Origin of the sequence: Pseudomonas sp. NPDC090208 (assembly GCF_044746785.1) — a bacterium.
Classification (GTDB): Bacteria; Pseudomonadota; Gammaproteobacteria; order Pseudomonadales; family Pseudomonadaceae; genus Aquipseudomonas.
Map to the genome: position 1 here is coordinate 40,918 of NZ_JBIVCU010000019.1, position 19,440 is coordinate 60,357.

Genomic DNA, 19,440 nt, shown 5'->3' on the forward strand with positions numbered 1-19,440 from the left:
GCGGGCTTACTCACTCATCCAGCGGATGACGGCTCGGTAATCCTCGCTACTGCATTCCTTGCACAATCCACGCGGCGGCATCGCTCTGAAACCTTGGGTGACATGCTCTTCCAGCGTTTGCATCCCCTGTGCAAGTCTAGGCGCCCACGCGGTTCTGTCACCTCGACGAGGTGCGGTGGGCAGCTGACCTTCATGACAGGCGACGCATGTCCGGTTGTACACAGCCTCCGGATTCTGTGTAGCCTGAACACTGATGAACGGGGCGAAGACAACAGCGATCAGCAGCCATCTCTTCATGTAAAGCGGTCCCAAGAGGAAGCGAACTACGTTTTTGTACGTTTTTTTGTAGGGCTAATGTTAGTTCGCACTTGCGTGAACTTCATCCTGCGGACGGACAAAGCGCACACAAAATCCGCGGCAATATATACTTGCGCCCATCAAACGGAAACGACACCCCCGTTGCCGCAGCCTTGCGTCAACGCCCTCAGCGGATATCCCATGCAACTGAAAAACCCGATTCTCGGTTTGTGCCAACAAGCCAAGTTCATGCTCAGCGCCGCCAAAGTCGACCAGTGCCCGGACGACGAAGGCTTCGAAGTGGCCTTCGCCGGTCGCTCCAACGCCGGCAAATCCAGCGCCCTGAACACCCTGACCCACGCCAGCCTGGCGCGTACCTCGAAAACCCCGGGCCGCACCCAGCTGTTGAACTTCTTCAGTCTGGACGACGATCGCCGTCTGGTCGACTTGCCGGGTTATGGCTACGCCAAGGTGCCGATCCCGCTCAAGCAGCACTGGCAGCGCCACCTGGAGGCTTACCTGGGCAGCCGTGAAAGTCTGAAGGGTCTGATCCTGATGATGGACATCCGCCACCCGATGACCGACTTCGACACGCTGATGCTCGACTGGGCCATCGCCAGCGGCATGCCGATGCACATCCTGTTGACCAAGGCCGACAAGCTGACCTTCGGCGCGGCCAAGAACACGCTGCTCAAGGTGCAGTCGGAAATCCGCAAGGGTTGGGGCGAAGCCGTGACCATCCAGTTGTTCTCGGCGCCCAAGCGCATGGGCCTGGAAGAGGCCTACACCGTGCTGGCCGACTGGATGGAGCTGGAAGACAAGGCGCCGGCGGCCTGAATCGCAGGCAAAAAAAACCCCGGACTTCATATGGGGAGGGGAAGTTCGGGGTCCAAGTCCGGACCGCCAGGGGCGAGATCCGGATATCTGCCAACACTTAACACAACATAGGAGCATGAGTGGCTACGTCAACCACTCGGAGACTCTGACGGGTGTTGTCCGCGGAAGTTCAAAATCGGCGGAAATTTAATGTTGGCCGTGCGGAATTCCGGTAGGAGCCGGCTTGCTGGCGAACCGTGCGATGCGGTGCATCAGGGGATAACACGTCATCGTTCTTCGCCAGCAAGCCGGCTCCCACAGGTTGTGTGGGAGCGCTGAGATCAGTGCGCCTCATCCCAGTTATCGCCCACTCCCACTTCCACCAGCAGCGGCACGTCCAGATCTGCCGCGCCGCTCATGTGTACGCGGATCTCCTGGCTGATCTGCTCGACCAGATCCTCACGCACTTCCAGCACCAGTTCGTCGTGAACCTGCAGGATAACGCGGGCATCCAGAGCGGAAGATTCCAGCCAGCCGTTCACCGCGACCATGGCGCGTTTGATGATGTCGGCTGCGGTGCCTTGCATCGGCGCGTTGATCGCCATGCGCTCGGCGCCTTTGCGCAGGGCCTGGTTCTTGGCGTTGATGTCCGGCAGGTACAGGCGACGGCCGAAAATGGTTTCGACGAAACCTTGCTCGGCCGCCTGGGTGCGGGTGCGCTCCATGTACTCCAGCACGCCGGGGTAACGGGCGAAGTAGCGATCCACATAAGCCTGCGACTGCTTGCGGTCGACGCCGATCTGTTTGGCCAGGCCGAACGCGCTCATGCCGTAGATCAGGCCGAAGTTGATCGCCTTGGCGCTGCGGCGCATGTCATTGGTCACCTCCGTCAGCTCGACGCCGAACACTTCCGCGGCGGTCGCCCGGTGTACGTCCAGGTCGTTACGGAAGGCGTGCAGCAGGCCTTCGTCTTTGGCCAGGTGAGCCATGATCCGCAGTTCGATCTGCGAGTAGTCCGCCGCCAGCAGCTTGTAGCCTTTCGGCGCGACGAACGCCTGACGAATCCGCCGGCCTTCGGCGGTACGGATCGGGATGTTCTGCAGGTTCGGGTCGCTGGACGACAGGCGCCCGGTGACGGCCACGGCCTGATGGTAAGAGGTGTGGATACGCCCGGTGCGCGGGTTGATCTGCTCCGGCAGGCGGTCGGTGTAAGTGCTTTTCAGCTTGGTCACCGAGCGGTACTGCATCAGCACCTTGGGCAGCGGGAAACCTTGTTCGGCCAGTTCCTCAAGCACCGCTTCGGCTGTGGACGGCTGACCGGTGGCGGTCTTGCTGATGATCGGCATGCCGAGTTTTTCGTAGAGAATCACGCCCAGTTGCTTGGGCGAGCCGAGGTTGAACTCCTCGCCCGCGATCTCGAACGCCTCACGCTCAAGCTCGGTCATCTTGTTGCCCAGCTCGACACTCTGGATGCCCAGCAACTTGCCATCCACCAGCGCGCCCTGACGTTCGATGCGCGCCAGCACCGGCATCAGCGGCATTTCGATGTCGTTGAGCACCGGCGCCAGACTTGGCGTCTTCGCCAGTTTGTCCTGCAGGATTTCGTGCAGGCGCAGGGTCAGGTCGACTTCCTCGGCGGAGTAGGTGTACGCCTGCTCCAGCGCGATCTGATCGAAGGTCAGCTGCTTGGCGCCCTTGCCGGCGATGTCCTGGAAATTCATCGGCGTGTGATCGAGGTACTTCGCCACCAGGCTGTCACGGTCGTGGCGGGTGGCGGTCGAGTCGAGCACGTAGGATTCGAGCATGGTGTCGAATTTCACGCCCTGTACGTGGATACCCTGGTTCTGATCGCCGTCGATGGCGCAGTTGGCCAGTAGATTGATGGCGAACTTGGCGTGCTGGCCGACCTTGGTCTTGCCGGCATCTTCCAGCAGCGGCTTGAGCGCCTTGAGCACGGCGTCGCGGTCCAGTTGCTGCGGCACGCCCATGTACGAGTGGGTCAGCGGGATGTAGCAGGCTTCGTGGGTCTTGATCGCGAACGACAGGCCGACGATCTGCGCGCGCTGGGCGTCGATGCCATTGCTCTGCACGACGAAGGCGAACAACTTGGCCGCTTCGAGCTTCTTCAGCCAGGCGTCGAACTGGGCCTGCTCCAGAATCAGCTCATATTGCGCTTCCAGCGCCGGCGCCGCGTCTTCGACCGGGGCAATCTCGCTGCCGGCCTGCTTGGCTTCGCGCTGCAGATCGGTGATCCAGCTCTTGAACTCCAGCTCGGTGTACAGCGCCAGCAGCGCCTCGCGGTCCGGCTCGCCGCAGTGCAGAGCGTCTAGTTCGATATCCAGCGGCACATCAATCTTGATGGTCGCCAGCTGGTAGGACAGGAAGGCCATTTCCTTGTGTTCTTCGAGCTTGGCCGGCAGCGACTTCGCCCCGCGAATCGCCAGAGTCGGCACCTTGTCGAGGTTTTCGTAGAGTTCTTTCAGGCCGCCGCCGATGCCCACCAGCAGACCGGTCGCGGTCTTTTCGCCGACACCGGGCACGCCCGGAATGTTGTCGACCTTGTCGCCCATCAGCGCCAGGTAATCGATGATGTGCTCGGGACCGACGCCAAATTTCTCCTTCACGCCAGCCACGTCCATCACGCTACCGGTCATGGTGTTGACCAGCGTAATGTGCGCATCGACCAGCTGCGCCATGTCCTTGTCGCCGGTGGAAATGATCACCGGGCGGTTCGCCGCCGCACTGCTGCGTGCCAACGTACCGATGACATCGTCGGCTTCCACGCCTTCGACGCACAACAGCGGGTAGCCCAGGCCTTTCACGCAGTTGTGCAGATAGTCGATCTGCACGCGCATGTCGTCGGGCATGCTCGGGCGGTTGGCCTTGTAATCGGCGAACATCTCGTCACGGAAGGTCCCGCCCTTGGCGTCGAACACCACGGCGAACGGGCTGTCGGGGTATTGCTTGCGCAGGCTCTTGAGCATGTTCAGCACACCCTTGACCGCTCCGGTTGGCAAACCCTTGGAGGTGGTCAGCGGCGGCAGCGCGTGGAAGGCGCGGTAGAGGTAGGAAGAACCGTCCACCAGGACGAGAGGGGCAAGAGTCATGTGCAGGATCAACCTTTTCGGCGGGGTCGGCGCTAGAATGCGAGGACCGTTGACGACAAAGGAGCAAGGTTATCATGCGTACGCAAAATCGCTTGTTACTGGTCGCTCTCATGCTCGCCTGCCCGCTGATGGCGATGGCAGCCGAGGACGATGCCCCTTCCGCTGAACCTGACGTCACGATCCGCAAGGACGGTGACAATTTCATCCAGGAATACAAGTCGAACGGATTCGTGTATGCGGTAAAAATCACGCCGAAATACGGCAAACCGTACTATCTGGTGCGCGCCGATGGCACAAGCGGTCAGTTCATCCGAGCGGACCAACCAGACATGCTGATCCCCCAATGGGTATTATTCAGCTGGTAACGTCCACCATTCACTTTTTGCTGGCAGTCTTTTATGTCCGTTTTTACGCCCCTGGCTCGGCCCGAGCTGGAAACCTTTCTCGCCCCGTACGGGCTCGGCCGTCTGCGTGACTTTCAGGGCATTGCCGCCGGAAGTGAAAACACCAACTTCTTCATCAGTCTGGAACAGGGTGAGTTCGTGCTCACCCTGGTCGAGCGCGGGCCGGTGCAGGAAATGCCGTTCTTCATCGAACTGCTGGACGTCCTGCACGACGCCGACCTGCCGGTGCCGTACGCCCTGCGCACCACCGACGGTCAGGCCCTGCGCGAGCTGAAAGGCAAGCCGGCGCTGCTGCAACCGCGCCTGTCGGGCAAACACCCGACCGAGCCGAACACCCAGCATTGCGCGCAGATCGGCGAGTTGCTGGCGCACATGCACCTGGCCACTCGCGACCGCATCATCGAGCGCAAGACCGACCGTGGTCTGGACTGGATGCTGGAAGAAGGCAGCAATTTCATTTCCCACCTGGACGCCGAACAAGGCGCGCTGCTGACCCGCGCCGTCGAGGAAATCGGTCGTCTGAAAGCGAACATTCTGGCGTTGCCACGGGCCAACCTGCACGCCGACCTGTTCCGCGACAACACGCTGTTCGAAGGCACTCACCTGACCGGCGTGATCGATTTCTACAACGCCTGTTCCGGGCCGATGCTGTACGACGTGGCGATTTCGGTGAATGACTGGTGTTCGTTCGAAGACGGCAGCATCGATGCGCCACGGGCCCGCGCGTTGCTGGGCGCCTACGCGGCGCTGCGACCGTTCACGGCAGCGGAAGCCGAGCTGTGGTCGGCGATGCTGCGGGTGGCGTGCGTGCGGTTCTGGCTGTCACGCCTGATTGCCGCCGAGACGTTTGCCGGTCAGGACGTGTTGATCCACGACCCGGACGAGTTCCGCAAGCGTCTGGAACAGCGTCAGGAGACGCATATTCCGTTGCCGTTTGCGTTGTAGTAGACGCCGATCTGCTTGCGTGGGAGCGAATTCATTCGCGATTGGCCGGAACATCCGATACATATCTTTCGGATGTTCCACCGCTTCGCGAATGAATTCGCTCCCACAGGTTTTGTAACGGTTACAACCCTTCCAGACACCCCGCCAGATCATTCGCCAGTTTGGTCAACAACTGCTCATAACCCTGGGCAGTGGCGGGTGTGTAGCCACCCAGCGCATCCAGTTCCGCCAGTTTCACCGGCAAGCCCGCACTCAGGGTGTCGGCCAGTTTTGGCCGCAACGGTGGCTCGCTGAACACGCAGGTCTTGCCGAATTCCGCCAACCGCGCGCGCATCGCCGCAACGTGCTGGGCACCCGGTTGCACTTCGCTGCTGACGGCAAACACACCGGCGTGCTTGAGGCCGTAGGCGTCTTCGAAGTAATCGAAGGCTTCGTGGAACACGAAGAACTTCTTGTCGGTGATCTTCGCCACACGCTGTTTGATTTTCGCGTCCATGGCATCCATCTGCGCATCGAACGTCTTGAGGTTGCTCTCGTAGCGGGCAGCATTGGCCGGATCGGCCTGGCTCAGGTCGGCCGCCATTTTCGCGGCAATCACCCGCGCATTGACCGACGACAGCCACAGGTGCGCATCGAGGCTGCCGGGGCGGTGATCGTGGTCATGTTCGTCATCATCATCGTCGTCATGGTGCCCTTCACCGGCGACGAAATGGCGCAGTTGCATGCCCGGCAGCGACTGCACCGCCACGCTTTCCTTGCTGCGGCCGTTGAGCACGCGCGGCAGGAAGGTTTCCATGTCCGGGCCGATCCAGTACAGCAGGTCGACGTCCTGCACACGCCGTACGTCGGAAGGTCGCAGCGCGTAGTTATGTGGCGACGCACCCGGTGGCAGCAGCACTTCCGGCACCGCGACGCCGTCCTGCACGGCCGCTGCAATCAGTTGCAGCGGCTTGATGCTGGTGAGCACGCGAACATCGGCCTGGGCGGAGCTGAGGGTGGAGAATCCGGTGATAAATACGACAAAAAGTAAAAAAAGTCGGGACACGATGACCACTCATGGGGGCAGGAACGGGTAACATAATAACGTCTCTCACAAAAGCCGTCGCCGCCCATGTCGAAAACACCACTGGCCAGTCGCCCCCACGATCATTCTCACTGCGTGCACTCCGCACTCGCTGAAGCCGATGAGCTGTGCGCCAGCAAAGGCCTGCGCCTGACCGCGCTGCGCCGCCGCGTGCTGGAGCTGGTCTGGCAAAGTCACAAGCCGCTGGGCGCCTATGACATTCTTGCCGTGCTCAGCGAAGAAGACGGCCGCCGTGCTGCGCCGCCGACCGTGTACCGCGCGCTGGATTTCCTGTTGGAAAACGGCCTGGTTCATCGCATCACCTCGCTGAACGCCTTCGCCGGCTGCAACCACCCGACTCACGCCCATCAGGGACAGTTCCTGATCTGCCGCGTCTGCCACGCCGCCATCGAGCTGCAGCATCCGTCCATCAGCGCCGCCATCGTCAACGCGGCCAACGAGGTCGGTTTCGATGTCGAAACCCAGACCGTCGAAGTGGTAGGGGTGTGTGCCGGCTGCAAGGCCGCCTGATGAGCGACGCACTGATCCGTCTGCAGGACGTCAGCGTCACCCGCGCCGGGCAGAGCGTGCTGGAAAAGATTCAGCTGAGCGTCAGCCCCGGCGAAATAGTCACCCTGATCGGCCCCAACGGCGCCGGCAAGACGACCCTGGTGCGCGCGGTGCTCGGCCTGCTCAAGCCGGATTCGGGCGACGTCTGGCGCAAGCCGAAATTGCGCATCGGCTACATGCCGCAAAAACTGCATGTCGATGCCACGCTGCCGCTGTCGGTGCTGCGCTTTCTGCGTCTGGTACCGGGGGTCGACCGTGAAACAGCCATGGCTGCACTGGTCGAAGTCGGCGCCGAAAAAGTCATCGACAGCCCGTTGCAGGGTATTTCCGGCGGCGAAATGCAGCGCGTGCTGCTGGCCCGCGCCCTGTTGCGCGAACCCGAATTGCTGGTGCTCGACGAGCCGGTACAAGGCGTCGACGTGGCCGGACAGGCCGAGCTGTACGCGCTGATCACACAGTTGCGCAACCGTCACCACTGCGGCGTGTTGATGGTGTCCCACGATCTGCATCTGGTGATGAGCACCACCGATCAGGTGGTCTGCCTGAACCGCCATGTCTGCTGCTCCGGGCATCCCGAGCACGTCAGCAACGATCCGGCGTTCGTCGAGCTGTTCGGTCAGCACGCGCCGAGTCTGGCGATTTATCACCACCATCACGATCACGCCCACGACCTGCATGGCGAAGTGTGTGAGGCGGCGCCTGCGTCAGCCCACGATCACGGCCATGACCATTCGCACCCTCACGACCACAACCACGGGGACAGCTGCAAGCATGGCTGACTTTATTCTGTATGCCTTGCTCGCCGGTCTCGCACTGGCCGTTGTCGCCGGCCCTCTGGGCTCGTTCGTGGTCTGGCGGCGCATGGCCTATTTCGGCGATACGCTGTCCCACGCCGCGCTGCTGGGTGTGGCGTTGGGCTTTCTGCTGGACATCAGCCCGACCATCGCGGTGACCGTCGGTTGTCTGTTGCTGGCGATTCTGCTGGTCACCCTGCAACAGCGCCAGCCGCTGGCGTCCGACACGCTGTTGGGGATTCTCGCGCCGAGCACGCTGTCGCTGGGCCTGGTGGCACTGAGCTTCATGCGCGATGTGCGTATCGACCTGATGGGTTATCTGTTCGGTGATCTGCTGGCGATCAGCCCGACCGACCTTGCGTGGATTCTCGGCGGCAGCGCGGCGGTGCTCGCGCTGGTCTGCGCGCTGTGGCGTCCGCTGCTGGCGATCACCGTGCATGAAGAGCTGGCCACGGTGGAGGGCCTGCCAGTAGCGACCCTGCGCATGACCCTGATGCTGCTGATCGCCGTGGTGATCGCCGTGGCGATGAAGATCGTCGGCGTGCTGCTGATCACTTCGCTGCTGATCATCCCCGCCGCTGCGGCACAACGCCACGCCCGTTCGCCGGAGCAAATGGCACTCGGTGCCAGCCTGCTCGGCATCCTCGCGGTATGCGGCGGCCTGGCGCTGTCGTGGTTCAAGGACACGCCGGCCGGCCCGTCCATTGTGGTCTGCGCCGCAGCGCTGTTTTTGCTGAGCTTCCTTTTGCCCAAGCGGTAGAACCTTGTCTTCCCAGAACGGTCATACTGCGCAATCATCGATGGCGGCAATGTGCAATGATTGAGCACGGGTCGCCGCCCCGTGATCCGTTGTTTTCGGTGCAAGGCACTTATGTGTAGACTTGCTCGTTTTTTGCGCACTTAGAGAATCGCAGGAATGAAGCCGTTCGCCTCCCGTTATCTGCTGCTTGCTGCATTTTCCGTCCTGATGACGGCCTGCCAGAGCAAGCCCGTGGAACAGCCAGAGCCTGTAAAGGCTCCGGATGCCTACGAGCAACTGGAACAGAACATCGCCAGCAGCGAGCTGGCCACCGCCGAAGATCAGCTGGCCGCGCTGCAAAGCAAATCCCCCGATGACCCGCGCCTGGAGCAATACCAGCGTCAGTTGGCCGAGGCGTATCTGACCCGCAGCCAGATCGTGCTGCAAAAGGGTGACGTCAACGCCGCCGCCACGGCCCTGAGCCGCGCCCGCGCGCTGATGCCCAAGGCCCCGGCGCTGACCAGCGGCGTCAACGGCGCCATCGCCAACGCGCGCAAGGCCGAGCTGGACAAGGCAGAAGCCGAATTGAAAGCGGCAGAAGCCCGGCGCATCGCCAAGGTCATCGATCCAACGGTGGAAAGCAGCACCGTGGAGCTGAAAATCGGCGACATGAAGCAATTGCGCAAACAATTGAACGACATCGCCGCCGATATCACCGCATTCGATTGCGATGTCACCGTGCAGGTGCCGCGCACTGACGATTACCCGTGGCTGGCGACCCTGCTGAGCAAGCGCGTGGCGAAGATCAACTCGGATTTCGAGTTGCAGATCCAGCGCGACATCGTGAAGACCGAACCGGCTCAGATCATCCTCAAGCCGGCGAAATCCTGAGACACACGCGCATTGTAGGAGCGCGGCTTGTCCCGCGACCTGCCGGGCACCGGCAGTAAATCCCGAGAACGCGGTTGAGAGACATACCGCATTCACCGGTTTTACGACGGGTTCCCCGCCGGTCGCAGGACAAGCCAGCTCCTACAATTCAGGCCGGAATCGCCTTGGCCTTCGGCTCCCGCGCCCACACCCGGTGCTGGCGGATCGCTTCGAAAAACACCTTGAACGATGGCTTGTCCGACACCGCCAGCAAACCTGCATCGCCCTCCAGGTGCAGCGTGTCGATCAGCGACTTGGCATCTCCCGCATAAGCGATGGCCTTCAGATGTTTGTAGGCCTCCAGCACGTAATGCAGCGCCACGCCGTTGCCGCTCAACGCTTTCACCGACGCCGCACCGCCGGGGATGAACACAGCGTCGAAGGCCACCGACGGCAAACCCTCCATGGACGCATCCACCGCCAGCGTCTTGCCGCCCGCCGTCTTGACCGGCGCCGAGGTCGGGCCAAGCACTTTGGCGTGGGCCGCCTCTGCTTCCAGCGCCGCTTTCATCGCCGCCACGGCTTTGTCGTCCACACCGTCGGCCACCAGAATCGCCACTTTGCGCGAAGCGATATCGCCCGCAAGCAGGTTGGTCTGGCTGAGCAACGGCGACTTGTCCACCGTGGGCTTACCGGATTTCTTCGCCTTGGCCGTAGGACCTTTCGGCGCAGGCAGGCCCAGGTTTTCCGCGACCCGCTTGGCCAGGGTCAGGTCGATATTGGCGAGAATCTCGTTCACTTGGCGCACGCGGATGTGCTCACGCTCGACCTTGCCCAGCTCGAAGCTGTAGGCGGCGATGATGTGTTCCTTCTCGTGCTCGCTCATGCTGTTGAAAAACAGCGTGGCCTGGGAGAAGTGGTCGGCGAACGACGGGCTGCGCTCACGCACCTTGTGCGCCTCGATGCGCTCCTGATGACTCTCGAAACCGCCGTCCTGCGCTGCCGCCGGAGTTTCTTTCGGCCAACCGCCGTCGATGGAGTTCGGCTCGTACGACGCCCGCCCACGGTCGATGGTCATGCGGTGCTGCGCATCGCGCTGGCCGCTGTGATTCGGTGACACCGGGCGGTTGATCGGGATTTCGTGGAAGTTCGGCCCGCCCAGTCGACTGATCTGCGTGTCTGTGTAGGAAAACAGCCGGCCCTGCAGCAGCGGGTCATTGGAGAAGTCGATGCCGGGCACCACGTGGCCCGGGCAAAACGCGACCTGCTCGGTTTCGGCGAAATAATTGTCCGGGTTGCGGTTCAGCACCATTTTGCCCAGCGGCGTCACCGGCACCATTTCTTCAGGGATGATCTTGGTCGGGTCGAGCAGGTCGAAGTCGAACTTGTGCTCGTCCTCCTCGGCAACGATCTGCACGCCCAGCTCCCATTCGGGGTAATCGCCGGACTCGATGGACTCCCACAGGTCACGGCGGTGGTAGTCGGTGTCCTTGCCGGCAAGTTTCTGCGCCTCGTCCCACAGCAGCGAACAGGTGCCGTACTTGGGTTTCCAGTGGAATTTGACGAACGAGGATTTGCCCTCGGCGTTGATCATCCGGAAGGTGTGGATGCCAAAGCCCTGCATGCTCCGCAGGTTTTTCGGGATGGCCCGGTCGGACATGGCCCACAGCACCATGTGCGCGGATTCCGGCACCAGCGAAACGAAATCCCAGAAGGTGTCGTGGGCCGAACCACCGGTGGGGATTTCATTGTGCGGCTCGGGTTTCACCGCGTGGACGAAGTCGGGAAACTTGATCGCGTCCTGAATGAAGAACACCGGCATGTTGTTGCCGACCAGGTCGTAATTGCCTTCGCCGGTATAGAACTTCACCGCGAAGCCGCGCACGTCGCGCACCGTGTCACCGGAGCCGCGCGGCCCCTGCACCGTGGAAAAGCGCACGAACACCGGGGTTTTCTTCCCCGGGTCACGCAGGAATTCGGCCTTGGTCAGCGCCGAATGGTTCTCGTAGCTCTGAAAGTAGCCGTGGGCTGCGGTGCCACGGGCATGCACGATGCGCTCGGGAATGCGTTCATGGTCAAAGTGCGTGATCTTCTCACGCATGATGAAGTCTTCCAGCAGCGACGGGCCGCGCGCCCCGGCCTTCAGGCTGTTCTGGTTATCGGCAACCTTGACCCCCTGATTGGTGCGCAGGGCCTGGCCGGTGGCATCGGAGCGGAACATCTCCAGCGCGTCGAGCTTGGCGTTGCTGTTACCGCGATCCGGTGTGTCGGTGCCGGCCAGTTCGCTTTTGCCGGTGGTGCTTGCGGGGTTGGATTTCTTGGTAGCCATCAGACAGAAACTCCTCGGTTCAGGCGGCTCTTTTCTCGATCTTCCGCAGGCGAAAGACGGTATGAGCTCAGAAGCCGCGAACGCCCCGACAAACCGGGGAAATCGCAGCGCTATTCAAGTGACTGAGGAGAAAAATCGCCGTTCCGTGTTTTTTCCGAACGTTGGACTAACGTTGCATCAGCCCGGTACATGCCATCGATATGACCGTTCGGCAGGTCAGCCATGAAATAAATGCTAAGAAGTCTGGGCTCAAGCCCGGCCCGACAGGCTAAAATGCGCGCCCGGTTTATCCAGCCGAGGCGACAGACGGCGACAACAGATGTCGCGCCGCCGCGTGCTTGAGCATGCTCGCACGCAGAATTTCTACCGCGCCCCCACAAGGTTCGCTAAGTGATCGAGTTTCATAACGTCCATAAAACCTATCGGGTTGCCGACAGGGAAATCCCCGCGCTGCACCCCACCAGCCTCAAGATCGAGAATGGCCAGGTGTTCGGCCTGATCGGCCACTCCGGCGCCGGCAAGAGCACCATGCTGCGCCTGATCAACCGTCTGGAAGCCCCCAGCGGCGGCCAGATCGTGGTCGACGGCGTGGATGTCACCGCCCTTGATGCCGACGGCCTGCGCGGCTTCCGCCAGCAAGTCGGGATGATCTTCCAGCACTTCAACCTGCTGTCATCGAAGACCGTGGCCGACAACGTCGCCATGCCGCTGACCCTGGCCGGCGACATGTCCCGCGCGCAGATCGACCAGCGCGTGGCTGAACTGCTGGCGCGGGTCGGCCTGTCCGACCATGCGAAGAAGTACCCGGCGCAATTGTCCGGCGGCCAGAAGCAGCGCGTCGGCATTGCCCGTGCGCTGGCAACCAAGCCGAAGATCCTGCTGTGCGACGAGGCCACCAGTGCCCTCGACCCGCAGACCACGGCCTCGGTGCTGCAATTGCTGGCGGAGATCAACCGCGAGCTGAAACTGACCATCGTGCTGATCACCCATGAAATGGACGTGATCCGTCGCGTCTGCGATCAAGTGGCGGTGATGGATGCCGGCGTGATCGTCGAGCAGGGCGCAGTCGCCGATGTGTTCCTGCACCCCAAGCACCCGACCACCCGCCGCTTCGTACAGGAAGACGAGCAGGTCGACGAGAATGAGCAGAACGCCGACTTCGCCCATGTGCAGGGCCGCATCGTGCGTCTGACCTTCCAGGGTGAAGCGACCTACGCGCCGCTGCTGGGTACCGTTGCCCGGGAAACCGGCGTGGACTACAGCATCCTGGCCGGCCGCATCGACCGCATCAAGGACACGCCTTACGGGCAACTGACCCTGGCCATCACCGGCGGTGACATGGACGCGGCCTTTGCCCGCTTCACCGCTGCGGACGTTCATATGGAGGTCCTGCGCTGATGGACACTTTGCTTAACCTGTTTTCCAACGTCGACTGGTATGAAATCTGGGTCGCCACCGGCGATACCCTGATCATGCTCGGCGTGTCGCTGGCCTTCACCGTGCTGCTGGGCCTGCCCCTGGGCGTGTTGATGTTCCTCACCTCGCCGCGCCAGTTGCTGGAAAACAAGCCGGTCTACGCCACCGTCGGCCTGATCGTGAACATGCTGCGAGCGCTGCCGTTCATCATTCTGCTGATCGTGATGATGCCGCTGACCGAAATCATCACCGGCACGTCGCTGGGCATTCTCGGCACTCTGCCGCCGCTGATCGCCGGTGCCACGCCGTTCTTTGCGCGTCTGGTGGAAACCGCGCTGCGCGAAGTCGACCGCGGCATCATCGAAGCGATTCAGGCGATGGGCGCCACCACCCGGCAGATCATCGTCAAGGCGCTGCTGCCGGAGGCACGTCCGGGCATTCTGGCGGCGATCACCGTCACCGCGATTGCGCTGGTGTCGTTCACCGCCATGGCCGGTGCCGTGGGCGCCGGTGGCCTGGGCGACCTGGCGATTCGCTACGGTTACCAGCGCTTCCAGAACGATGTGATGTTCGTGACGGTCGTATTGCTGCTGGTGCTGGTGCAGATCCTGCAAACCGTCGGCGACAAGCTGGTCGCCCACTTCTCACACCGTTGATTGAATTCGCCGGCCACAGGCCGGCACATGCGCGCCAAGGGGCGCGCATTCAAGGAGTCGAAACACATGAAAAAACTGCTGGCTGTCTTCGCTGCCGTGACCGCTCTGTCTGCCCACGCCGACGAAACCCTGACCGTCGCGGCCACCGCCGTGCCGCACGCCGAGATCCTCGAATTCGTCAAACCGGCGCTGGCGAAAGAAGGCGTGACCCTGAACGTGAAAGTCTTCAACGACTACATTCAGCCGAACGTGCAGGTCGATCAGAAGCGCATGGACGCCAACTTCTTCCAGCACCAGCCATACCTGGATGAGTTCAACAAGGGCAAGGGCACCCATCTGGTCAGCGTCGCCAAGGTCCACGTCGAACCGTTCGGCGCCTACTCGGACAAGATCAAGAACCTCGCCGACCTGCCGGACGGCGCCACCGTTGCGTTGCCCAACGACGCCACCAACGAAGGCCGCGCCTTCCTGCTGCTGGTCAAGGCCGGTCTGATCACCCTGAAAGACCCGACCAGCATCACCGCCAAGCCGAGCGACGTGCAGCAGAACCCGAAAGCGCTGAAATTCCGTGAGCTGGAAGCAGCGACCCTGCCGCGTGTGCTGACGCAGGTCGATCTGGCGCTGATCAACACCAACTACGCGCTGACCGCCAAGCTGGACCCGACCAAGGATGCGCTGATCATTGAAGGTCAGGAATCGCCGTACGCCAACATCCTGGTGACCCGCGAGGACAACAAGGACGCACCGGCCATCCAGAAACTGGTCGCCGCGCTGCACAGCCCCGAGACCAAGCAGTTCATCGAAACCAAGTACAAAGGCGCCGTGGTTCCGGCGTTCTGATTCATCCCGAGTTCGCCGCAGCTCATGTGGCGAACTCACTGCTCATTGTGGGAGCCGGCTTGCTGGCGAACGGCGGTGTGTCAGTCGACGTTGATTTTTCTGACCCACCGCTGTTCGCCAGCAAGCCGGCTCCTACAGGTTCGATCCCTTCCCCACTTATTTCCTCTGCGCCAACACCGGCAACTGCGCCAGCAGTTTCTGGTTGTTCAGCGGTGCACGGATGAAACCGCGTTGGGTGCCGTCCGGGCCGAGCAGGGCCAGGTTGCCGCTGTGCTCGACGGTGTAGTTCGGCTTGCTGGTGTCCGCCGGGATGAACGGAATGCTCACCGCGTTCGCCAGTTTGCCGATGCTGTCCACCGGCGCAGTCAGGCCGACAAACTGTTTGTCGAAATAGCCCAGGTACTGTTTCAACTGCTGCGGCGTGTCGCGGTTCGGGTCGACGCTGACCAGCACGATGCGCAGCTTGTCCACGGTCTCCTTGGGCAGCTCGCTCTTGATCTGACGCAACTGGGCGAGGGTGGTCGGGCAGATGTCCGGGCAGAAGGTGTAGCCGAAGAACAGCAGCGTCCACTTGTCCTTCAGGCTGTCCATGGCCACTGTCTGGCCGTCCTGGTCGGTCATCTTCAGGTCCGGAATGGCGCGGCTTTGCGGCAGCAGGATGATGCCGGCATCGATCAGCGCGGTCTGGTCGCCCTGGCCCTTGCCCGACAGGACGCGGTTGACGGTCAGGCCCAGCACCAGCGCAACGATGGCGACGAGAATGAAGACGGTTTTCTGGGTACGGGTCATAAACTCAGCATCAGGTAGTGATCAACAAGCAGCGCGATGAACAGCCACAGCAGGTACCAGATCGAGTACTTGAAGGTGTTGATCGCCGCATGCGGCCGGGTGCCAAGGTACAACACCCGCGCCCAATGCAGAAAGCGAATCCCAAGGCCGGCGGCGCAGATCAGGTACAGCAGCCCGCTCATGTGAATCACGTAAGGCATCAGACTCACCGCCAGCAGCACGCCGGTGTAGAGCACGATGTGCAGCTTGGTATAGCCCTCGCCGTGGGTCACCGGCAGCATCGGAATCTCGGCGCGGGCGTATTCCTCCTTGCGGTGGATCGCCAGCGCCCAGAAGTGCGGCGGGGTCCAGGCGAAGATGATCAGCACCAGCAGCAGCGGCTCGGCGCTCAGATGGCCGGTGACTGCAACCCAGCCGAGCATTGGCGGTGCCGCACCGGCCAGCCCGCCGATGACGATATTCTGCGGCGTGGCGCGCTTGAGAAAACCGGTGTAGATCACCGCGTAACCGAGCAGCGAGGCCAGGGTCAGCCAGGCGGCGAGGGCGTTGGTGAAGATCAGCAGCAGGGCCTGGCCGCTCAGCGCCAGCAAGGCGGCGAAACTCAGCGCAGCGACCGGCGTGAGCCGGCCTTCGGCAATCGGGCGTTTGTGGGTGCGCGCCATCAGCGCATCGATGCGACGGTCGACCACATGATTCACCACCGCCGCGCCGCCGGCACACAGGGTGATGCCCAGATTGCCGAACAGCAGCACCGTCCACGGCACACCCGCACGGGTGGCGAGGAACATGCCGACCAGCGAGGTGATCAGCATCAGCACCAGCACGCGGGGCTTGGTCAGCTCCAGATAGTCCCGCCACAGCGCCTGGCGACTCCGTTCGCCGGTGGTGGTTGTCATGTGAACCCCCTCTGAAAATTCATGCAGGAACTTGCCTGCCCTGCGCCCCCACCTGTAGGAGCTGGCTTGCCCTGCGACCGGCGACGCAGTCGTCGTAAATTCAGCAAACACGGTGTGACAGACAGACCGCATTTGCAGGGTTTACGACGGATTCCCCGCCGGTCGCAGGACAAGCCAGCTCCTACAGGGTTTAGCGGTGTACAGAACACTAACGATGCGGCCCCAGATGCAGCAGCACATGCGCATGCTGCCAGAAGCTCGGCGCTCGGCGACGGGCCACGGCGAAGACCGGGCGGACGCGGTAGTTGATGAGCACCATGCTCAGCATCAGCGCAGCGCCACCCGCGTTGTGCGCGACAGCCACCGCCAGCGGCAGGTGAAACACCACGTTGCTGATGCCCAGGCCAATCTGCACGCCCAGCGCCAGCACCAGCAGACCGGCCATGCCCTTGAGCCCGGCACGGCGCAGTTGCCAGGCCAGCGCCAGCAACGAGAAGGTCACCAGCAGCGCGCCAATGCGGTGGGTCAGGTGAATCGCCGTGCGCGCATCGCTGTCCAGTTGCCCGCCCAGATAATTGGGGCCGATGTGCTGGGTCAGGTGGAAGCCATTGGCAAAATCAGTGTCCGGCCACCACTCGCCATGGCATGTCGGCAGATCGATACAGGCCATGGCCGCGTAGTTGGAGCTGACCCAGCCACCCAGCGCGATCTGCAAGCCCACCAGCACCAGCCCGGCCGCTGCCAGTCGGCGCAAGCGCGAAGGAATCGTCGGCAGCGGCGCGAACACCCCGCTCAGCCGCGCCGTCAGCAAAAACAGCAGGCTCAAGGTGGTGATGCCACCCAGCAAATGCGCGGTGACCACCTGCGGCCACAATTTGAGCGTCACCGTCCACATGCCGAACGCGGCCTGTGCAGCAACCACCCCGACTAGCGCCAGCGGCAGGCCGAGCGGTTGGCCATTGATATGGCGACGGTGCCAGGCCTGAACGCCGAGCATCATGATCAGCAGCGCCAGGCCACCGGCAAAGTAGCGATGGACCATCTCGTTACGGCCCTTGTGCTCTTCCACCGGCGAATAGGGAAAGTGAAGCTCGGCGTGGGCCAGTTGCGCTTCGGTCTTGGGCACGCTGATGAAGCCGTAGCAGCCGGGCCAGTCCGGGCAGCCAAGGCCGGCGTGGGTCAGGCGGGTGTAGGCGCCGAGCAGCACCACCACCAGCGCCAGCAGGGTTGCAAGCAATGCGAGACGAAATCCGGGCTGGGTCATCATGACCTCCCTCAACCGATGTTCGACAGTTTCAGCAGTTGCCGCAGGTCGTTGAGCAAGTCCTTGCCATTGACCTCGGCGCCGTAGCGCAGCACCAGATTGCCGTGGGGATCGACGATCCACAGTTGCGGCAACTCGACCCCTGGCGCGGTACGCCGATAGCGCTTGAGGTCCAGTGGATAACGTTGCAGTTGCGGGTATTCGCGGGCCAGACGAGCGTCGTAATCGGGGTTCAGCGGCAGCACGGCGCTCAGCGCATGGCTGGCGCGGGAGGCATCGCGGCCCAGGCCGATCTGGATCTGTCGGGCCAGGTACACCAGCTGCCGGCAATCGGCCTCGCAGCCTTGCGGCGCGGTGACCAGCAACTGCCAGCGGCTGTCGTCGGTGTCCACGCCCAGCTCGGTGCGGGTTTCGCCGGTGGCGATCATTTCGCCGTGATAGCTGCGGCTGTCCGGCACCCAGAAGTTGAGCTTGTACATCGCCGTGGCGAGTACCATCGGCCCGACCGACACCAGCAGCACCAGCAACAACTGCATCCGCCCGCGGCGCCGGCTGCGGACAGGCCTGTCCTCAGACATGCTGGCTGGATTCATGGCTGTTCCCATGCGGTTTCTCCTTCTTTTTATTGTTCTTGGCGTTCGTCCATCCCAGGTACAGGTAAAGCCCGACCAGCGCCGTTGCCATGGCGAACCACTGCACGGCGTAGCCGAGGTGTTTTTCCGGGCCCATGGCGACCACCGGCCAGTCGGTGCCATAGGCAGCGGGGCCGGGTTCCAGCCGCAGTTCGTGGGCGAAACCCTCGCGGTTCAATTCGGGCCAGACCTTGACCGGATCGACCGCCGTGACCAGCTTCGGCCAGGTGCCGCTCTGCGCGTCGGGGTGCAACTGGAAGGTGGCGCCGGGGGCGACGTAGACCCAGGCGTCCAGATTCAGCGGCTGCGCAGGCGTGTCGAACACCGGTGGCGTGCGCCGGTCCGGCCATGGCAGCCAGCCACGGTTGATCAGCAGCCACAGGCCGCTGGCCTGATCATGAAAGGGCTGGATCAGTTCGACGCCAACCTTGCCTTCGCGGGTGCTGTTGTCCAGCAGCAGGCTGTGCTCTGCATCGAAACTGCCGCGCAACTGCACGCGGCGATACGCCGGGTCGACCGTACTCGGCAGCAGTTCGGCAGACATTGGCGGCGCAGCACGGCGCTCGGCCCAGGTAGCGAGCATGACGCGCTTCTCTTCGCCCCGGCCCAGTTGCCAGAAGCCCAGCGATACCAGCACCGGCAACAACGCCAGCACCACCAGCGTCGGCACGATGCCGGGCCGGAAACGTCTGTTCACGCTCCGCGCTCCTGCCGACCTGCCGCACCTATACTGGCTTGCATCGCGTTTGCTCCCGGAGAGACTCCATGCTCAAAGCGGCCATTGTTGTAATGCTCATCGCCACGATCGTGAGTCTGTTCAGCGGCCTGTTCTTTCTGGTCAAGGACGACGCCTCATCGACCCGCCTGCTCAAGGCCCTGACCCTGCGCGTGACCTTCGCCGCCATCACCCTGGCGTTGATTGCCTATGGCTATTTCAGCGGGCAGTTGGTGTATCACACGCCTTGGTAAGCCCCTGCCAACAACCTTTGTAGGAGTGAGCTTGCTCGCGATGG

Annotated in this window: 20 protein-coding genes; 11 read left to right on the top strand and 9 right to left on the bottom strand. The window is 62.5% G+C overall.

The genetic code is table 11. The features are described 5' to 3' along the window. Window positions 1-6 precede the first annotated feature (6 nt). On the bottom strand, window positions 7-297 hold the full coding sequence (locus tag ACIPL0_RS25570) for a c-type cytochrome (RefSeq protein ID WP_400600937.1): 291 nt from the start codon (window positions 295-297) through the stop codon (window positions 7-9). 201 nt (window positions 298-498) lie between these two features. Here ACIPL0_RS25570 and yihA point away from each other — a divergent pair, with 201 nt between their 5' ends. Further along, window positions 499-1,134 (top strand): ribosome biogenesis GTP-binding protein YihA/YsxC, encoded by a 636-nt coding sequence (gene yihA, locus ACIPL0_RS25575; protein ID WP_400600935.1) that lies wholly within the window; start codon window positions 499-501, stop codon window positions 1,132-1,134. 320 nt (window positions 1,135-1,454) lie between these two features. Here the strand turns inward: yihA and polA are convergent, their stop codons facing one another. Then, entirely contained in the window at window positions 1,455-4,220 is a 2,766-nt protein-coding gene (gene polA, locus ACIPL0_RS25580) for a DNA polymerase I (protein ID WP_400600933.1), read from the bottom strand. Window positions 4,221-4,294: 74 nt separating this feature from the next. Between polA and ACIPL0_RS25585 the strand changes: the two genes are divergently transcribed. Both ACIPL0_RS25585 and ACIPL0_RS25590 read left to right on the top strand, forming a co-directional pair. Further along, window positions 4,295-4,585, top strand: coding sequence for a DUF2782 domain-containing protein (locus tag ACIPL0_RS25585; protein ID WP_400600931.1), 291 nt, complete (start codon window positions 4,295-4,297; stop codon window positions 4,583-4,585). Between the two features lie 33 nt (window positions 4,586-4,618). Further along, the gene (locus ACIPL0_RS25590) at window positions 4,619-5,569 is read left to right on the top strand and encodes a homoserine kinase (RefSeq protein ID WP_400600929.1); all 951 of its coding nucleotides are present in this window, start codon (window positions 4,619-4,621) and stop codon (window positions 5,567-5,569) included. A gap of 121 nt (window positions 5,570-5,690) precedes the next feature. Here the strand turns inward: ACIPL0_RS25590 and znuA are convergent, their stop codons facing one another. Continuing rightward, window positions 5,691-6,623, bottom strand: coding sequence for a zinc ABC transporter substrate-binding protein ZnuA (znuA, locus tag ACIPL0_RS25595; protein ID WP_400600927.1), 933 nt, complete (start codon window positions 6,621-6,623; stop codon window positions 5,691-5,693). A gap of 57 nt (window positions 6,624-6,680) precedes the next feature. On the opposite strand from znuA, the gene ACIPL0_RS25600 reads away from it, so the two are divergent. The 4 genes from ACIPL0_RS25600 (at window position 6,681) to ACIPL0_RS25615 (ending at window position 9,626) form a co-directional block, all read left to right on the top strand. Next, window positions 6,681-7,163 carry a Fur family transcriptional regulator gene (locus ACIPL0_RS25600; protein WP_400600925.1) on the top strand — a complete coding sequence of 161 codons (483 nt, stop codon included), beginning with the start codon at window positions 6,681-6,683 and terminating at the stop codon, window positions 7,161-7,163. Continuing rightward, on the top strand, window positions 7,163-7,981 hold the full coding sequence (gene znuC, locus ACIPL0_RS25605; RefSeq protein WP_400600923.1) for a zinc ABC transporter ATP-binding protein ZnuC: 819 nt from the start codon (window positions 7,163-7,165) through the stop codon (window positions 7,979-7,981). Before ACIPL0_RS25600 ends, znuC begins: the two co-directional genes overlap by 1 nt. Then, window positions 7,974-8,756: a zinc ABC transporter permease subunit ZnuB gene (gene znuB, locus ACIPL0_RS25610; protein ID WP_400600922.1), complete on the top strand. Its 783-nt coding sequence runs from the start codon at window positions 7,974-7,976 to the stop codon at window positions 8,754-8,756. The genes znuC and znuB overlap by 8 nt, the downstream gene beginning before the upstream one ends. 156 nt (window positions 8,757-8,912) lie before the next feature. Then, on the top strand, window positions 8,913-9,626 hold the full coding sequence (locus ACIPL0_RS25615) for a PA5502 family lipoprotein (protein WP_400600920.1): 714 nt from the start codon (window positions 8,913-8,915) through the stop codon (window positions 9,624-9,626). A 148-nt stretch (window positions 9,627-9,774) separates the two neighbouring features. On the opposite strand, the gene katE is transcribed toward ACIPL0_RS25615, so the two are convergent. Beyond that, window positions 9,775-11,934, bottom strand: a complete 2,160-nt coding sequence (gene katE, locus ACIPL0_RS25620) for a catalase HPII (protein WP_400600918.1) — start codon at window positions 11,932-11,934, stop codon at window positions 9,775-9,777. A 390-nt stretch (window positions 11,935-12,324) separates the two neighbouring features. Here katE and ACIPL0_RS25625 point away from each other — a divergent pair, with 390 nt between their 5' ends. The 3 genes from ACIPL0_RS25625 to ACIPL0_RS25635 all read left to right on the top strand — a co-directional run bounded on the left by ACIPL0_RS25625 (window position 12,325) and on the right by ACIPL0_RS25635 (window position 14,846). Continuing rightward, a complete protein-coding gene (locus ACIPL0_RS25625) occupies window positions 12,325-13,332 on the top strand; it encodes a methionine ABC transporter ATP-binding protein (protein WP_400600917.1) in 1,008 nt (335 codons plus the stop codon). Further along, window positions 13,332-14,006 carry a methionine ABC transporter permease gene (locus ACIPL0_RS25630; RefSeq protein WP_400600915.1) on the top strand — a complete coding sequence of 225 codons (675 nt, stop codon included), beginning with the start codon at window positions 13,332-13,334 and terminating at the stop codon, window positions 14,004-14,006. The genes ACIPL0_RS25625 and ACIPL0_RS25630 overlap by 1 nt, the downstream gene beginning before the upstream one ends. Window positions 14,007-14,072: 66 nt before the next feature. Then, window positions 14,073-14,846: a MetQ/NlpA family ABC transporter substrate-binding protein gene (locus tag ACIPL0_RS25635; protein ID WP_400600913.1), complete on the top strand. Its 774-nt coding sequence runs from the start codon at window positions 14,073-14,075 to the stop codon at window positions 14,844-14,846. 156 nt (window positions 14,847-15,002) lie between these two features. Here ACIPL0_RS25635 and ACIPL0_RS25640 read toward each other — a convergent pair whose 3' ends face one another. The 5 genes from ACIPL0_RS25640 to ACIPL0_RS25660 all read right to left on the bottom strand — a co-directional run bounded on the left by ACIPL0_RS25640 (window position 15,003) and on the right by ACIPL0_RS25660 (window position 19,124). Continuing rightward, a complete protein-coding gene (locus ACIPL0_RS25640; protein ID WP_400600911.1) occupies window positions 15,003-15,635 on the bottom strand; it encodes an SCO family protein in 633 nt (210 codons plus the stop codon). Further along, window positions 15,632-16,531, bottom strand: a complete 900-nt coding sequence (cyoE, locus tag ACIPL0_RS25645) for a heme o synthase (RefSeq protein ID WP_400600910.1) — start codon at window positions 16,529-16,531, stop codon at window positions 15,632-15,634. The genes ACIPL0_RS25640 and cyoE overlap by 4 nt, the downstream gene beginning before the upstream one ends. 208 nt (window positions 16,532-16,739) lie before the next feature. Beyond that, window positions 16,740-17,795 (bottom strand): heme A synthase, encoded by a 1,056-nt coding sequence (locus ACIPL0_RS25650; RefSeq protein ID WP_400600909.1) that lies wholly within the window; start codon window positions 17,793-17,795, stop codon window positions 16,740-16,742. An 11-nt stretch (window positions 17,796-17,806) separates the two neighbouring features. Next, complete coding sequence (locus ACIPL0_RS25655) at window positions 17,807-18,400, bottom strand: hypothetical protein (RefSeq protein WP_400600907.1); 594 nt, start codon at window positions 18,398-18,400, stop codon at window positions 17,807-17,809. Beyond that, complete coding sequence (locus tag ACIPL0_RS25660) at window positions 18,366-19,124, bottom strand: SURF1 family protein (protein WP_400600905.1); 759 nt, start codon at window positions 19,122-19,124, stop codon at window positions 18,366-18,368. Before ACIPL0_RS25660 ends, ACIPL0_RS25655 begins: the two co-directional genes overlap by 35 nt. Window positions 19,125-19,192: 68 nt before the next feature. On the opposite strand from ACIPL0_RS25660, the gene ACIPL0_RS25665 reads away from it, so the two are divergent. Further along, window positions 19,193-19,396: a twin transmembrane helix small protein gene (locus ACIPL0_RS25665; RefSeq protein ID WP_400600903.1), complete on the top strand. Its 204-nt coding sequence runs from the start codon at window positions 19,193-19,195 to the stop codon at window positions 19,394-19,396. Window positions 19,397-19,440: the final 44 nt, after the last annotated feature.

Coding starts and splice junctions, on each gene's coding strand:
- ACIPL0_RS25570 (WP_400600937.1), bottom strand. CDS start 297: ATGAAGAGATGGCTGCTGATCGCTGTTGTCTTCGCCCCGTTCATCAGT.
- yihA (WP_400600935.1), top strand. CDS start 499: ATGCAACTGAAAAACCCGATTCTCGGTTTGTGCCAACAAGCCAAGTTC.
- polA (WP_400600933.1), bottom strand. CDS start 4,220: ATGACTCTTGCCCCTCTCGTCCTGGTGGACGGTTCTTCCTACCTCTAC.
- ACIPL0_RS25585 (WP_400600931.1), top strand. CDS start 4,295: ATGCGTACGCAAAATCGCTTGTTACTGGTCGCTCTCATGCTCGCCTGC.
- ACIPL0_RS25590 (WP_400600929.1), top strand. CDS start 4,619: ATGTCCGTTTTTACGCCCCTGGCTCGGCCCGAGCTGGAAACCTTTCTC.
- ACIPL0_RS25600 (WP_400600925.1), top strand. CDS start 6,681: ATGTCGAAAACACCACTGGCCAGTCGCCCCCACGATCATTCTCACTGC.
- znuC (WP_400600923.1), top strand. CDS start 7,163: ATGAGCGACGCACTGATCCGTCTGCAGGACGTCAGCGTCACCCGCGCC.
- znuB (WP_400600922.1), top strand. CDS start 7,974: ATGGCTGACTTTATTCTGTATGCCTTGCTCGCCGGTCTCGCACTGGCC.
- ACIPL0_RS25615 (WP_400600920.1), top strand. CDS start 8,913: ATGAAGCCGTTCGCCTCCCGTTATCTGCTGCTTGCTGCATTTTCCGTC.
- katE (WP_400600918.1), bottom strand. CDS start 11,934: ATGGCTACCAAGAAATCCAACCCCGCAAGCACCACCGGCAAAAGCGAA.
- ACIPL0_RS25630 (WP_400600915.1), top strand. CDS start 13,332: ATGGACACTTTGCTTAACCTGTTTTCCAACGTCGACTGGTATGAAATC.
- ACIPL0_RS25635 (WP_400600913.1), top strand. CDS start 14,073: ATGAAAAAACTGCTGGCTGTCTTCGCTGCCGTGACCGCTCTGTCTGCC.
- ACIPL0_RS25640 (WP_400600911.1), bottom strand. CDS start 15,635: ATGACCCGTACCCAGAAAACCGTCTTCATTCTCGTCGCCATCGTTGCG.
- cyoE (WP_400600910.1), bottom strand. CDS start 16,531: ATGACAACCACCACCGGCGAACGGAGTCGCCAGGCGCTGTGGCGGGAC.
- ACIPL0_RS25650 (WP_400600909.1), bottom strand. CDS start 17,795: ATGACCCAGCCCGGATTTCGTCTCGCATTGCTTGCAACCCTGCTGGCG.
- ACIPL0_RS25655 (WP_400600907.1), bottom strand. CDS start 18,400: ATGGGAACAGCCATGAATCCAGCCAGCATGTCTGAGGACAGGCCTGTC.
- ACIPL0_RS25665 (WP_400600903.1), top strand. CDS start 19,193: ATGCTCAAAGCGGCCATTGTTGTAATGCTCATCGCCACGATCGTGAGT.